Raw genomic sequence first — 12,568 nt, forward strand, 5'->3', positions numbered from 1 at the left:
ACTAATGACTAATGACTAATAACTAATGACTAATGACTAATGACTAATGACTAATGACTAACAACTATTTGCTTTTGGGTAAAACACATGGCAATTCCTTTTTCGTAGTAAGCGGCCTCGTTAATGAAAATTGGATATACGGTCGATTTACCTTCATACAAGACCGACTCACCATCAAAGGTCAAAAACATCGGATCGCCGGGATTTAGGGCTTGATAATCTCTGGATTGTAGATGAGGATGAATCATTGCCTCAATTTCTTTCTTCTCGTTTCTGGGATAGTCGATCGCCTCCATGGTGTAATAAATAGTCAGGGGATTCTTTGCCGCAGGCATTCTGCCTTGATTGTAGGCTTCTATACAGTCTAATATTGTGCCTAAAACTTGCTCTGTTTGCTGAAATAAAGAGGCATCTAATACCCCTTGCGGCACTGCACCAACTTCCAGCGTACCACCTAATTCGGAAAGCGATCGCAGCACAGGACTATCAGGATTCTTGGTTGTAGAAGCGAGTAGCTTGAGGTGGGGATAGACAGAGGTTAAATAAGCTGCTAGTTGCAGGTTAAAGGGATGATGGCTGGCGAGAATAAAAGTTAGCCCCATGTTGGATGTGGTGCTATGCAAATCGATAATTAAGTTAGGCTGATGAGTGTTTTTTGAGCTAAAAATGCCGTAGATTTCTTTCGCGCGCTGCGCTTCATAGCTGGAGAGATGGGGATTTTCTAAATCTTGCTGTCTAAAGCAGCGGTTGAGGTCGATATCGAGGTAGCGTCTCCCGATTTCGCAAGCTTTGGGATTGGCTAGCAGGGCGATAGTTTCAAAAGTCGATCGCCCCATTAACTCTGGCGCGCGATCGAATTTCTTCACGAGGTAAATTCCTGTGAGTTCGTTTCCGTGGGTTCCTCCCACTATGGCAACACGTTTAATTTGGTTCATAAATAAATAACTTCCTATCCCCAGCGTAGCACGATTTGTCATCTGTTGGTAAAACACACCTGAGAAACCCGGTTTCTTTGTGTATTTATTGTCACCCAACTAAAAGCTCATAGAAACCCGGTTTCTCGCCCCATGCGTGAATCTCAGAAACCGGGTTTCTCTCGATATTTATCGTCACCCAACTAAAAAATTCATAGAAACCCGGTTTCTCGCCTCGATGCCAAAAATTACTGTCACAATAAAATGAATCCTAGCGAGAGACAAAGGGCCTGACGCGAGAGGAAGCAGTGCGGCGAATTGACCAAGCAGCCGAGGAAAAATTGACGCAACTGGATTTGGCGGGGTTGGGGTTGGAGAAATTGTCGCCACAGATTGGCAAGTGCGCTCCGCTTGAGAGGTTGGTGTTGGGGAAATTTGCTATCATAGTTTGAGCGATCGCACTATTCTATATTCTGTAAATTACCAGCTATGAACATTCAGTTGGTTGACTCCTTAATTCAAGTCATTGAGTCGCTGACACCTGAAGAGAGTTTGCTGTTTCAAGAAAAACTCTCGGCTAGGGCGATTCAGAGTACGCCTGGAGTCTGTGGAGGAAATGCCCGGATTCGCAACACCCGCATTCCTGTTTGGACACTGGTTTCGCTTCACCAACAGGGGGCCCATGAGGTTGAGTTACTTCGGAATTATCCAGGTTTGTCGGATCGCGATTTAGAGAATGCTTGGCGTTATTACGATCGCCACCGGGAAGAAATCGATCGCATTACTGTTTCCGATCAAACCGAATAGTAGAATAGTAGATAGCTAAAAGAGGGATTGTAGATATGGGACTGAATGAGTATTTTGATTTCTTAGCACCGGATGATATTCGCATTAAAGGACATCGCATCGGGATTGAGACGGTACTGTATGAGTATCTTTATCGGGAACGCACCCCAGAAGAAATTCAGCAACTCTATCCATCTCTAACTTTGGCAGAAGTTTATACGACTATTTTGTATTATTTACAAAATCAAGAATCAGTAAGTAGATATTTGCAAGATTGGTTGGAATGGTCGCATCAGCAGCGAAAGATCCAAGTAGCAAATCCCCATCCGGCGACAGAAAGATTGCGAAAATTGAAAGCTGAACGGGAAAGACAATCTGTTATCCAGGGTGCTTGATCAATGGCGCTCAAATATTTAATGGACGAGAATGTTACGCCGATTTATGCTACACAACTTCGGCGAAAACGCCCTGATTTAGTAGTTTGGGCAGTGGGCGAAATTGGTACACCCCCAAAAAGCACTCTCGATCCGGAGATTTTGGTGTGGTGTGAGGAGCATAACTTTATTTTGGTGACAAACAATCGCAAGTCAATGCCCGTACATTTGGTAGATCATCTGGCTCAAGGTGGTCATAAGCTAATCCGCATTTAAATTGCATGGTAAAATAAATTTTTCCTCTTGTGGGGTGGGCATCCTGCCCGCCCTCAACATACAATTTAAATGCACAACAGCTTATTCCAGGGATTTTCGTTTTGAATCAGGATTTAAGTATTGGGCAAAATATTGAGGAATTGATTGTGATTGTTGATGGTTCGTTTGATAACGAATACCAAGACCGAATCATTCATCTCCCTTTAACATAAATCTACTAAACAAAAAATGTGTAGCCTTTTTCCTCCCCAGATTCCTCGCGGGTGGCCAGAAACGGGGTTTTTGCCCAGAAGACGCGTTACAGTCGTAGAAACCAGAAAAAACCCGGTTTCTTGAGTTTTGACTGTCACAATAAAATGAATCCTACCGAGAGACAAAGGGCATGACGCGAGAGGAAGCAGTGCGGCGAATTGACCAAGCAGCCGAGGAAAAATTGACGGAACTGGATTTGGCGGAGTTGGGGTTGGAGGAGTTGCCGCCGGAGATTGGCAAGTGCCCTCCGCTTGAGACTTTGCTGTTGGGGAAATTTGATATGATAGTTTCAGGAAAATAGGTTAAAATCAAGGTTAAAATTGTGCTAGAGGTCTTTTATGGCTCAATTCACGATCGAAGTTCCTGATACACTCTTACCACAACTAGAGCAACTCCAAGACCGACTACCAGCACTACTAATGCAATGGCTATCAATTGCCAATGTGTCCCAGCAAAATATCACAGATAGATCGATCGCATTTGAAGAAGTGCTGGATTTTTTGATGACTCAACCAACACCTTTAGAAATTTGGAATTTCAAGGTTTCAGAAACAGCTCAACAGCGATTGCGAGAATTGCTAGAACGGAATCGAGAAGGTGGCTTGAATGAAATCGAAACCGATGAACTTGACAGTTATGAGGAGTTAGATAGGCTGATGCAAATGCTGAAAATTCGTGCATATTCTACTCTTCTACCTCTAGCTTTCTAACAATGACCTTAAAGATTTCACCTGCTTTACGCAGGGAGGTATTTCAGCGGGCAGAGGGAAGATGTGAGTATTGCAGATTGCATCAGGATTTCTCGATTTATACCCACGAGGTCGATCATGTAGTTGCGAGAAAACATGGTGGAAAAACAGTGCTAGAGAATCTGGCTTTATCGTGTTTGCCATGCAATCGATACAAGGGTTCGGATTTAACCAGTATCGATCCGCAGGCGAGAGCAATTACGCGATTGTTCGATCCGCGCTCGGATGTTTGGTCAGAGCATTTTATCTGGGAGAATGGCAGGATTATCGGCTTAAGTGCGATCGGGAGAACAACGGTTTTTCTACTGAAGTTCAATATAGTGACTGCGGTTAGAAATCGTCAGTTATTTGGCAATTTTTAATTAATGTTGGCGGCGCGCGGGTAGCCAGAAACCGGGTTTTTGCGAGAATTATTGGTCACAGCCCACAGACATGGGAAAAAACCCGGTTTCTTTGGCTGTGGTGCGCGGGCAACTCCCCACCAAACGAAAATTCCTGTCACAATAAAATGAATCCTACCGAGAGAGAAAGGGCATGACGCGAGAGGAAGCAGTGCGGCGAATTGACCAAGCAGCCGAGGAAAAATTGACGGAACTGGATTTGTCGGGGTTGGGGTTGGAGGAATTGCCGCCGGAGATTGGCAAGTGCACGCAGCTTGAGACGTTGGTGTTGGGGAAGGTGGAGAAACGGGAATGGGTTGATGGTAAAATGACTCCGAAACTAATCACCAATCAATTAATCGGATTGCCGGAGGAATTGCGATCGCTGGTAAATTTGCGATCGATCGACCTCAGTGGCAATCCATTCGGAAAAATGCCAGAATTGCTGCTGGAAATGAAGCAATTAGAGAGTTTAACTTTAGTCAGTATTGGTTTAACAGAAATTCCAGATGCGATCACTCAACTCTCGAATCTGAAACTGCTTAACCTCCTAAGCAATCAGATTACCTTGATCCCAGATGTGATCGGGCAACTGTCAAATCTGACACTGCTTGCCCTCGGTGGCAATCAGATTACCTTGATCCCAGATGTGATCGGGCAACTATCCAATTTGACATGGCTTGGTCTCGGTGACAATCAGATTACCGTCATCCCAGATGCGATCAGGCAACTGTCGAATCTAACAGTGCTTTGGCTCGGTCAAAATCAGATTACCGTCATCCCAGATATGATCGAGCAACTGTCGAATCTGACAGAACTTGACCTCAGGAAAAATCAGATTACCTTCATCCCAGAAGCGATCGCCCAACTCTCCAATCTCACACGGCTTGTCCTCGGTTTCAATCAGATTACCTTTATCCCAGAGGCGATCGCTCAATTATCTAATTTGACAGTGCTTCACCTCTGGAACAATCAGATTACGGAAATACCAGAGGCGATCGCTCAATTATCTAATTTGGAACTGCTTGTCCTCGATAACAATCAGATTACCGTCATCCCAGAGGCGATCACCCAACTGTCGAATCTGACAAACCTTTGCCTCTGGAACAATCAGATTACCGTCATCCCAGAATTCATCGCTCAATTATCCAATCTGAAACAGCTTTACCTCAGTCACAATCAGATTACCAAAATCCCCGATGTGATCGGTCAACTCTCAAATCTGACACTGCTTTCCCTCGATAACAATCAGATTACCGTTATCCCAGAATTCATCGCTCAATTATCCAATCTGACAGAACTTTCCCTCAGTAACAATCAGATTGAAAAAATTCCCGAATGCTTAGAAACACTCCCAAAACTTGAAAAACTCTATCTCCGCAACAATCCCCTGCCGATTTATCCAGAAATCCTAGGAGTGGCCGACGAGTGGGAAGAACCCGGTACTCCCGCTGCCATCTTCAACTACCTGCGCCAACTCCGCAGCGGCGAAGTTCTCCCCCTCAACGAAGCCAAAGTCCTCCTCGTCGGGCAAGGCAGCGTCGGCAAAACCTGCCTGATCAACCGCCTCATCCACAACAAATACAACCCCAACGAGCCCCAAACCGACGGACTCAACATCACAGACTGGAAAATTACAGTCAACACCAAACCCGTCAAACTCAACGTCTGGGACTTCGGCGGACAAGAAATCTACCACGCCACCCACCAATTTTTCCTTACCAAACGCAGCCTCTACCTCCTCGTGTGCAACTGCCGCACCAGCGAAGACGAAAACCGCCTCGAATACTGGCTGAAACTGATCGAAAGCTTCGGCGACGCCTCCCCCGTCATCCTCGTCGGCAACAAATGCGACGAACAACCCCTGGATCTCAACCGCAAAGCCTTGCGCGACAAATATCCCAACATCAAAGCGATTGTCGAAACCTCCTGCGAAAGCGGCACCGGAATCGACAAACTCCGCAGCGCCATCCACACGGAAATCTCCCAACTCAAAGAAGTCTACGATCTTTTGCCCCTAAGCTGGTTCCAAGTCAAGCAGCGCCTGGAAAACCTCGACAAAGACATCATCAGCATCAGCGAATACGCCACCATCTGCGCCAAAGAAAACATCTTTGAAGAAACCGACCAAACCCAACTGATCGGACTGCTGCACAACCTGGGCATTGTCCTCAACTTCCGCGAACACCCCATCCTGCAATCCACCAACATCCTCAATCCCCACTGGGTGACAGAAGGCATCTATGCCCTCCTCAGCGACGACGAACTCAAAGTCAAAACCAAAGGTATTCTCTCCTACGCCGACCTCAGCCGCATCCTCGACTCAAATAAATATCCCAGCCACCGCTACCACTGCCTTACCGAGTTAATGGGCGAATTTCAACTCTGCTTCCCCATCAACCATTGCAGGGCGCTGACTTTCCTCATCCCCGGCATCTTGCCCAAAGAGGAACCGCAAAACACCAAACTCCAAGGCGACACCCTGGAATTTCAATATCACTACCGCATCCTCCCCGACAGCATCCTCTCGCGCTTCATCGTCCTCATGCACGAAAAAATCCACAACTGCACCCACTGGCGCACGGGGGTTATGCTGGAGTACACCGAAGGCGCTGAGGTGTACAACATCGCCCGGATCAAATCTGACCCGGAAGATAAGAAAATCTTTATTGCCGTTAGCGGGCGGGAATCGACGCGGCGTTCTTTCCTCAGCATGATTCGCGATACGTTTACCAAAATCCACAAATCTTTTGCCAATCTGGAAATCAGTCAATGGGTGCCGATTCCGGGTTATCCCGATGCCGAACCGCTGGATTATGATGAATTGCTAGGGCTCGAGGAGATGGGCCAGACTGAGGTTGTGATCGGCAAACTTAAAACGCGTCGGAATTTGCGGCAGTTGTTGGATGGGTATGAGTCGATCGAACTTCGGCGCAGAAACCAAATGGGCGATCGAGATTTCGACTATACAGAAGACGGTTATCCTGGAATTAACATTCACGTTCATCAAAACAATCTCGATCGCAGTTCTAAAACAACTCATCAAAACGGGCGCGGCGATAACTTTGGGGGCGATCGAATTCAAGGCGACAAGATAATGGGCAATTCCGCTGAAACTCCCCAACGCTGAAGCTGCGTTTATTGATATTCACAAACTTCGGGACTATAGCTTGAATATGCAGCACGATCGGGGAAAACACAAAGCTCGGTTATTTCTTGCTATCCTAGGGTTAAGTGTTGAAAATGCCGAAGAACTGGAATTTATCCTGTTAGAAGCAATTCAAATATATGATGGCATCTCCTCCAGCCAAGATGAATACGGTCAACGCTATCTGGTCAATTTCCCCCTAACCCGTAATGGAAACACCGCAACAATTCGCAGCACTTGGATTGTCCGTTCTACAGAAACGTTCCCCCGACTCACTAGCTGTTACATTCGGAGGTAAATTATGGTAAAGGCGATCGTCAAGTTACAATTACTCGATGTTGTTGCCATCAAAGAAGATTTACCCGATGCTAATTTACTCGCAGGTCAAGTGGGTACGATCGTCGAGGTTTTAGCTCCAGAAGTTTACGAAGTCGAATTCAGCGACGACGATGGGCAAACTTATGCGATGTTGCCACTACACAGCAGTCAACTGTTACAATTAAAATATAAGTCTACAGCATAAAATACCCCCATGTCTAATACTATTCATCAATACGGTCAAGGCGATAATTTTGGCGGTGATCAAGTTGGAGGTGATAAAGTGGGAGGCGATAAAGTTGATAACTCGCAAGCCAACCACCTAGAAAACGCTAAGGTTTCCGGTGTTATCGGCCGCGACAACGCCCAAGTTAGCAATAGCCAATTTAACCAAAACAATAATGCCAATACCGCCGAACTTTTGAAACTGATTTCATCGATGCGTCAAACTGCCGATCAGTTTCCAGAAGGCATTCGCGATGAGATAATTATCGATATTGAAAATGTCGAAACCGAAATCAAGAAACCGGAGAACCAATGGAATAAAACCAGATTAAAGAAAAGCTTAACAGCTCTTGTAGCGGCGGGTACTGCGTTCGGAATTGGCATCGCAGGCATGGCTGATTTTGCTGATAACGTGATCGATGTCAGCCACAACCTGGGTATCGAACTCAAGCTACCGCCAGGACTCTAAATCATTTAAAATTAAGGTGATTGGGGCCATCCTCGCCCCAATCATTCCCAAAACCTCGGTGTTGCCATGCGTAAAATTGTACTATTCATTGCATCTAGTTTGGACAGTTATATCGCGCGATCGAATGGCGATATTGACTGGCTGTTTACAGACCAAAATTACGGTTATACTAAATTCTTAGATAGCATCGATACCGTTCTCATGGGTCGGAAAACTTACGAACAAGTTCTAACTTTTGGCGAGTATCCGTACCCGGAAAAAAAGAGTTATGTTTTTACGAAAAATCTAGATTTTCAAGCAACTTATGATGTCGAAGTTGTAACACATTTAGAGAGTTTTGTCAAGGCTATGCGCTTGCTTGACGGCAAGAATATTTGGTTAGTGGGAGGTTCTCTGCTGATTCGCGATTTCCTGAATCAAAATTTGGTCAATGAGCTAATTCTCTCGGTGCAACCGATTATTTTGGGCGAGGGAATTCCTTTATTTGCTAATCCCATAAATACTACAGCTTTACAGTTAACTGGATGTCAGACATACAGTTCTGGCCTCGTTCAGCTATCTTACGATGTCACGACTTGAGGGCGCGCCCCCTTGCTAAGTCGCTTGCAAAAATACTGTCAGTTGGTGGTCAAAAAAGGTAAGATAGAAATAAGTAAGTTAGTTATCGATATATTATGTCTGCCAAAGATGTTTTTCATGAAGTTGTCAAAACAGCTTTGCAAAAAGAAGGCTGGCATATTACCCACGATCCGTTTCCGATTAGTGTGGGCGGTGTAGATATGTCGATCGATCTGGGAGCAGAAAGGCTGATTGCGGCAGAAAGGCAAGGCGAAAAAATTGCCGTTGAGGTCAAAAGTTTTTTGGCAAAATCGTCGCCAATCTCGGAATTTCACAGGGCATTGGGGCAGTTCATTAATTATCGAGCCGCACTCAAAGAAAAAGCACCCGATCGAATTTTGTACTTGGCGGTGCCGTTAATAACTTATGAAGAATTCTTTCAACTAGATTTCCCAAAAGCAAGGATCGAGGAAAATCAGGTAAAAATGATTGTTTATGATACAGCAGTTGAGGTCATTGTAGAATGGAAAAATTAATCAAATATCGGCAAATTGTGCAGCAAATGTTACTGGAGTACGGCAAGCGCAAACCTGCTCACGGAGACATTGAAGTCGAGACAATTCTTGATACAGAACGAGATCATTACCAAATCTTCTATGTGGGCTGGGACAACCAGACTCGGGTGCATCACTGTAGCATTCACATAGATATCAAGGGCGGGAAAATTTGGCTTCAATGGAATGCCACTGAAGATGATGTTGCTGAAAATTTAGTAATAGCCGGAGTTCCAAAAGAGGATATTGTTTGGGGATTTCAGCCGCCGTTTATGCGGAAGTATACGGGTTATGCAGTAGAATAGATAAGAGATATTAAAGCTGTATTGTACATAAAGGGGTGCTAGAAATTTATTTCACGATGCTGTAAAAAGAAGGTAATTTTGGAATGGAAAGAGTAGAGCGTTACCGCCAGTGTATCCGAAAATTGCTAAGTCAACAAGCAAGGCTAGAAAATCCTAATCCAGACGTTGAATGCCAGCTTGTTTTTGATTGGGAACATGACCACTATCAGATACTCGATGTTGGCTGGGACGGACTAAAGCGGATCTACAACTGTTTCATTCATTTGGATATCAAGGATGGCAAAATTTGGATTCAGCGCAATATGACAGAAGTGGATATTGCACGGGAATTTGTCAAGATGGGAGTGTCTGAGGATGATATTGTGTTGGGGTTGCATCCACCTTACAAGCGTCCGCAGACGGGGTTCGGAGTAGCATAAAGGAAAAGGCGATCGCAGATGATGAAATGTGTTTGCTACTTTTTGTTATTAATATCTTTTTTCTGGGTGGCGCTTCCTGCTGACGCCTCTGTATGCCGCAATTATCAAGGAAGCGAGATTTGCATTGTCGATATCAAACGCAGTGCGAAAAACTATTGGGAATACAGGGTAATTCTTAGTGTTGATGGAGTTAAACAGCCTCTGGAAGTCTACAATTGCCGCGATCGCACTACAGTTAAGAAAGATGGCACTGTTTTGAACTTTGGACAAAACAACCCTGGTGAAATCGTCTGCGCTTTTTTTAATAAGAAATAGTTTGGGTCATTCAATTTATCTCGTTTTCTTATAAGCGAGCTTAAGTTTAGTGGCGATCGGATAGTTTTGCCTAAAAATAAGCTGTTGCGGCATTTAAATTGTATGTCAAAAAAATCGTATTGTGGGGTGTCCCGCCCGCCCTGAATATACAATTTAAATGCGCGACAGCTTAGGAATGAGAATTAAATAACTTCCACAAGTTTGTGGGATGGGCGTCCCGCCCGTCCAAAAAGGACGGGCGTCCCGCCCATCCCACAATAACAATTAAAATTGTAAGTTATTTAATTCGCGATCCTTAGACACAAATTAGTAGGAAAGGATATCGGCAAATTTACAAACTTGAAATCAGCCATATCCGGCCGCCCCCAAGACCGTAGACTGTAAAAAAGCGCCATCCGGTGATTGACAAGTTGTACAAATGGCTGTAGGAATGAGCCATCAGTTCCTTAGCTTTTTTGGTGGCTGCGTAAAGGGAAATAGGACGATCGACCTTATCGCTAACAGCAAAGGGAACTTTGGTGTTATATCATGTCCGATCGATCGCCCATAATACATAGACCGGGGCGGGTTTGTGAGATTGTCCGTTTTTGGCAAATATTATTTGTGAACCCGCCCCTACAGGAATCAGGATAATCGACCGGACATGATATTAGTACCGTAAATGGAACTGGAAGAAGCAAAGACTAAATGCTCGATTTTGCTGGGGCGGCAGCATTCTAAAATAGACCTCTTGCAAAAATAATTAGGACGGGCTCTTAGGCCCAAACCACAAGAAAAAATAACTCTTGTGGGATGGGCCGAAGAGCCCGTCCCATCAATTGAAAAGGATTTTTGCAAGAGGTCTAATGTTAATAAATCCCGTGAGGTTGCTGTCTGCGTAAGCCTGGGGATTTTGCAGGGAGTAGCGGACGCCGGCTTGAGGGGCGAGGTGTACAACGCGATCGCATTTTTGGTCTAGGAAAAGTTGGGATATGCCAGTGCGATCGCTCAAATCTAAATGCTGAAAAGTAAATTAGGCACCATACAAGGTTCAAGATTGTTAAATTTGTCAGATTAATTATAGCGGTTCGATCGCGTGGTGAGGTATGCCCTATGCCCTATGCCCTATGCCCTATGCCTTAATTAACTGGTATAATACCTGCAATTGAAAAAGAAATTAAATGAGCGGCGAATGAGTAACATCAAATTTTGGAAACCAGCTTATCAACTATTCCGACATGATGAGCCGTTAATGAATAAGGAGTTAGAAGAGTTCTACGTGCGCCGGGAAGATAGTCCGGTGGATACTTTGGTAAATTTGCTGGAAATGGACGATGACGCAGCTCAGTATCTGGTCGCCGGACATCGCGGTGGCGGTAAAACTACCGAACTGAGACGACTAGAAGAACGCTGTAGGGCCGATTATACAGTTGTTTGGGTGGATACGGATACGGCGCTGGACAAGTTTAACATCGGTCATGCGGAAGTGGCTGTGCTGATTGGGATGCAAGTCGTGCAGCGACTGGCAGATGTGGGTTGGAAGTTGCCTAAAAAGTTGGAAAAGGAACTTTTGGAAAGTCTCAAAAAAATAACTTATCAAGATAAAGTAACGGGTGGGGGCGAACTTCAGTTACCGAAGCTGTTTCAAGATTTGGGGGCACAGCTCAAAGTGGGGTTTCAGCGAGAAACGACGCGGACGCTGGAAGTGAAACCAGTTCTGGGTGAAATTATCAACAAGGTGAATGAGATTATTGCTGCGGCTCAAGGACAGACACGGAAGTTATTAGTCATTGTGGATGGTTTGGATCGAAAGGAATATTCGATCGCCCTGGAGATGTTTTCTAGTTCGTTGTTGACGGATATTCAGTGCCATATTGTTTATGCCATTCCGATCGCCTTGCGCTATTCTCCATCTTTTAGGCAGCCGATGGAGAGCTTTACCAGATGTCTAGATTTATCCAATATTGGTGTTTTTAAATGCGATGACATGGCTCGCCCGACTACAAATCCCGATAATGTGGGACGGCATATTTTGAAGGAGGTGGTTCAGAAACGGTTGGCAAAATTGGGCAATGCCTACGCGAATTTGGTCGAACCGGATGCGCTGGACCTGCTGGGCGAGAAGAGTGGGGGCGTGATGCGGGAGTTGGTGCGGTTGGCGCGGATGGCTTGCGAAGTGGCATTGAACAAGCAAGCGAGCAAGATCGATCGCCCCATTGCCGAGGAAGCGGTTCGATTAGAACATCAAACGTACACGATCGAGGATTACCATTTTCCCGAACTGAAGGCGGTGCATCGCACGGGCAAGTTGACCAGCAATGAGTTTGACTCGCCAAAGCACGGCAGAATTGTCATTTGTAATGAGTTACTGCACTACAAGTTGGTGTTAGGGTACAACGATAAGAAATATGGGCGTTGGTTTGATGTGAATCCGATGTTGTGGGTGGATTTGGAACGCTGGCAGTAAGCTAAGGAATGAGAATTAAATAACTTCCACAAGTTTGTGGGATGGGCGTCCCGCCCGTCCAAAAAGGACGGGCGGGACGC

General features: G+C 45.3%; 18 protein-coding genes and 1 pseudogene. 16 read left to right on the forward strand and 3 right to left on the reverse strand.

All coding sequences use genetic code 11. From position 1 onward, the window contains the following. Positions 1–50: 50 nt before the first annotated feature. A complete protein-coding gene (locus tag ACUVJL_RS20415) occupies positions 51–935 on the reverse strand; it encodes an aspartoacylase (protein ID WP_445247501.1) in 885 nt (294 codons plus the stop codon). 468 nt (positions 936–1,403) lie between these two features. Between ACUVJL_RS20415 and ACUVJL_RS20420 the strand changes: the two genes are divergently transcribed. The 15 genes from ACUVJL_RS20420 to ACUVJL_RS20490 all read left to right on the forward strand — a co-directional run bounded on the left by ACUVJL_RS20420 (position 1,404) and on the right by ACUVJL_RS20490 (position 10,042). Further along, positions 1,404–1,721 (forward strand): DUF433 domain-containing protein, encoded by a 318-nt coding sequence (locus ACUVJL_RS20420; protein WP_445247502.1) that lies wholly within the window; start codon positions 1,404–1,406, stop codon positions 1,719–1,721. Between the two features lie 35 nt (positions 1,722–1,756). Continuing rightward, complete coding sequence (locus ACUVJL_RS20425; RefSeq protein WP_190735861.1) at positions 1,757–2,095, forward strand: DUF433 domain-containing protein; 339 nt, start codon at positions 1,757–1,759, stop codon at positions 2,093–2,095. Positions 2,096–2,098: 3 nt separating this feature from the next. Then, positions 2,099–2,350 (forward strand): DUF5615 family PIN-like protein, encoded by a 252-nt coding sequence (locus tag ACUVJL_RS20430; RefSeq protein ID WP_445247503.1) that lies wholly within the window; start codon positions 2,099–2,101, stop codon positions 2,348–2,350. A 382-nt stretch (positions 2,351–2,732) separates the two neighbouring features. Further along, entirely contained in the window at positions 2,733–2,903 is a 171-nt protein-coding gene (locus ACUVJL_RS20435) for a hypothetical protein (protein ID WP_445247504.1), read from the forward strand. Between the two features lie 37 nt (positions 2,904–2,940). Then, the gene (locus ACUVJL_RS20440; RefSeq protein ID WP_445247505.1) at positions 2,941–3,312 is read left to right on the forward strand and encodes a hypothetical protein; all 372 of its coding nucleotides are present in this window, start codon (positions 2,941–2,943) and stop codon (positions 3,310–3,312) included. Positions 3,313–3,314: 2 nt separating this feature from the next. Next, a complete protein-coding gene (locus ACUVJL_RS20445) occupies positions 3,315–3,713 on the forward strand; it encodes an HNH endonuclease (protein ID WP_445247506.1) in 399 nt (132 codons plus the stop codon). Positions 3,714–3,885: 172 nt separating this feature from the next. Next, positions 3,886–6,861: a leucine-rich repeat domain-containing protein gene (locus tag ACUVJL_RS20450; RefSeq protein ID WP_445247507.1), complete on the forward strand. Its 2,976-nt coding sequence runs from the start codon at positions 3,886–3,888 to the stop codon at positions 6,859–6,861. Between the two features lie 40 nt (positions 6,862–6,901). Continuing rightward, entirely contained in the window at positions 6,902–7,177 is a 276-nt protein-coding gene (locus ACUVJL_RS20455) for a DUF6883 domain-containing protein (protein ID WP_445247508.1), read from the forward strand. A gap of 3 nt (positions 7,178–7,180) precedes the next feature. Next, positions 7,181–7,402 carry a DUF4926 domain-containing protein gene (locus tag ACUVJL_RS20460; RefSeq protein ID WP_445247509.1) on the forward strand — a complete coding sequence of 74 codons (222 nt, stop codon included), beginning with the start codon at positions 7,181–7,183 and terminating at the stop codon, positions 7,400–7,402. 9 nt (positions 7,403–7,411) lie between these two features. Further along, positions 7,412–7,891 (forward strand): hypothetical protein, encoded by a 480-nt coding sequence (locus tag ACUVJL_RS20465; protein WP_445247510.1) that lies wholly within the window; start codon positions 7,412–7,414, stop codon positions 7,889–7,891. A 66-nt stretch (positions 7,892–7,957) separates the two neighbouring features. Then, a complete protein-coding gene (locus tag ACUVJL_RS20470; protein ID WP_445247511.1) occupies positions 7,958–8,470 on the forward strand; it encodes a dihydrofolate reductase family protein in 513 nt (170 codons plus the stop codon). Between the two features lie 95 nt (positions 8,471–8,565). Continuing rightward, positions 8,566–8,985 (forward strand): XisH family protein, encoded by a 420-nt coding sequence (locus tag ACUVJL_RS20475; protein ID WP_445247512.1) that lies wholly within the window; start codon positions 8,566–8,568, stop codon positions 8,983–8,985. Further along, entirely contained in the window at positions 8,973–9,308 is a 336-nt protein-coding gene (locus tag ACUVJL_RS20480; RefSeq protein WP_445247513.1) for a XisI protein, read from the forward strand. Before ACUVJL_RS20475 ends, ACUVJL_RS20480 begins: the two co-directional genes overlap by 13 nt. An 83-nt stretch (positions 9,309–9,391) precedes the next feature. Then, entirely contained in the window at positions 9,392–9,727 is a 336-nt protein-coding gene (locus ACUVJL_RS20485) for a XisI protein (protein ID WP_445247514.1), read from the forward strand. An 18-nt stretch (positions 9,728–9,745) separates the two neighbouring features. After that, positions 9,746–10,042: a hypothetical protein gene (locus ACUVJL_RS20490; protein ID WP_445247515.1), complete on the forward strand. Its 297-nt coding sequence runs from the start codon at positions 9,746–9,748 to the stop codon at positions 10,040–10,042. Positions 10,043–10,373: 331 nt separating this feature from the next. Here ACUVJL_RS20490 and ACUVJL_RS20495 read toward each other — a convergent pair whose 3' ends face one another. Together ACUVJL_RS20495 and ACUVJL_RS20500 are read right to left on the reverse strand one after the other, a co-directional pair. Further along, positions 10,374–10,481: a hypothetical protein gene (locus ACUVJL_RS20495; RefSeq protein WP_445247516.1), complete on the reverse strand. Its 108-nt coding sequence runs from the start codon at positions 10,479–10,481 to the stop codon at positions 10,374–10,376. Positions 10,482–10,856: 375 nt separating this feature from the next. Further along, positions 10,857–11,042, reverse strand: a pseudogene (locus ACUVJL_RS20500) (GDP-mannose 4,6-dehydratase); the annotation flags it as partial. Positions 11,043–11,213: 171 nt separating this feature from the next. Here ACUVJL_RS20500 and ACUVJL_RS20505 point away from each other — a divergent pair. Next, a complete protein-coding gene (locus tag ACUVJL_RS20505) occupies positions 11,214–12,488 on the forward strand; it encodes a hypothetical protein (RefSeq protein ID WP_445247517.1) in 1,275 nt (424 codons plus the stop codon). Positions 12,489–12,568 lie beyond the last annotated feature (80 nt).

The organism is Microcoleus sp. OTE_8_concoct_300, assembly GCF_031383065.1.
Taxonomy (GTDB): domain Bacteria; phylum Cyanobacteriota; class Cyanobacteriia; order Cyanobacteriales; family Microcoleaceae; genus Microcoleus.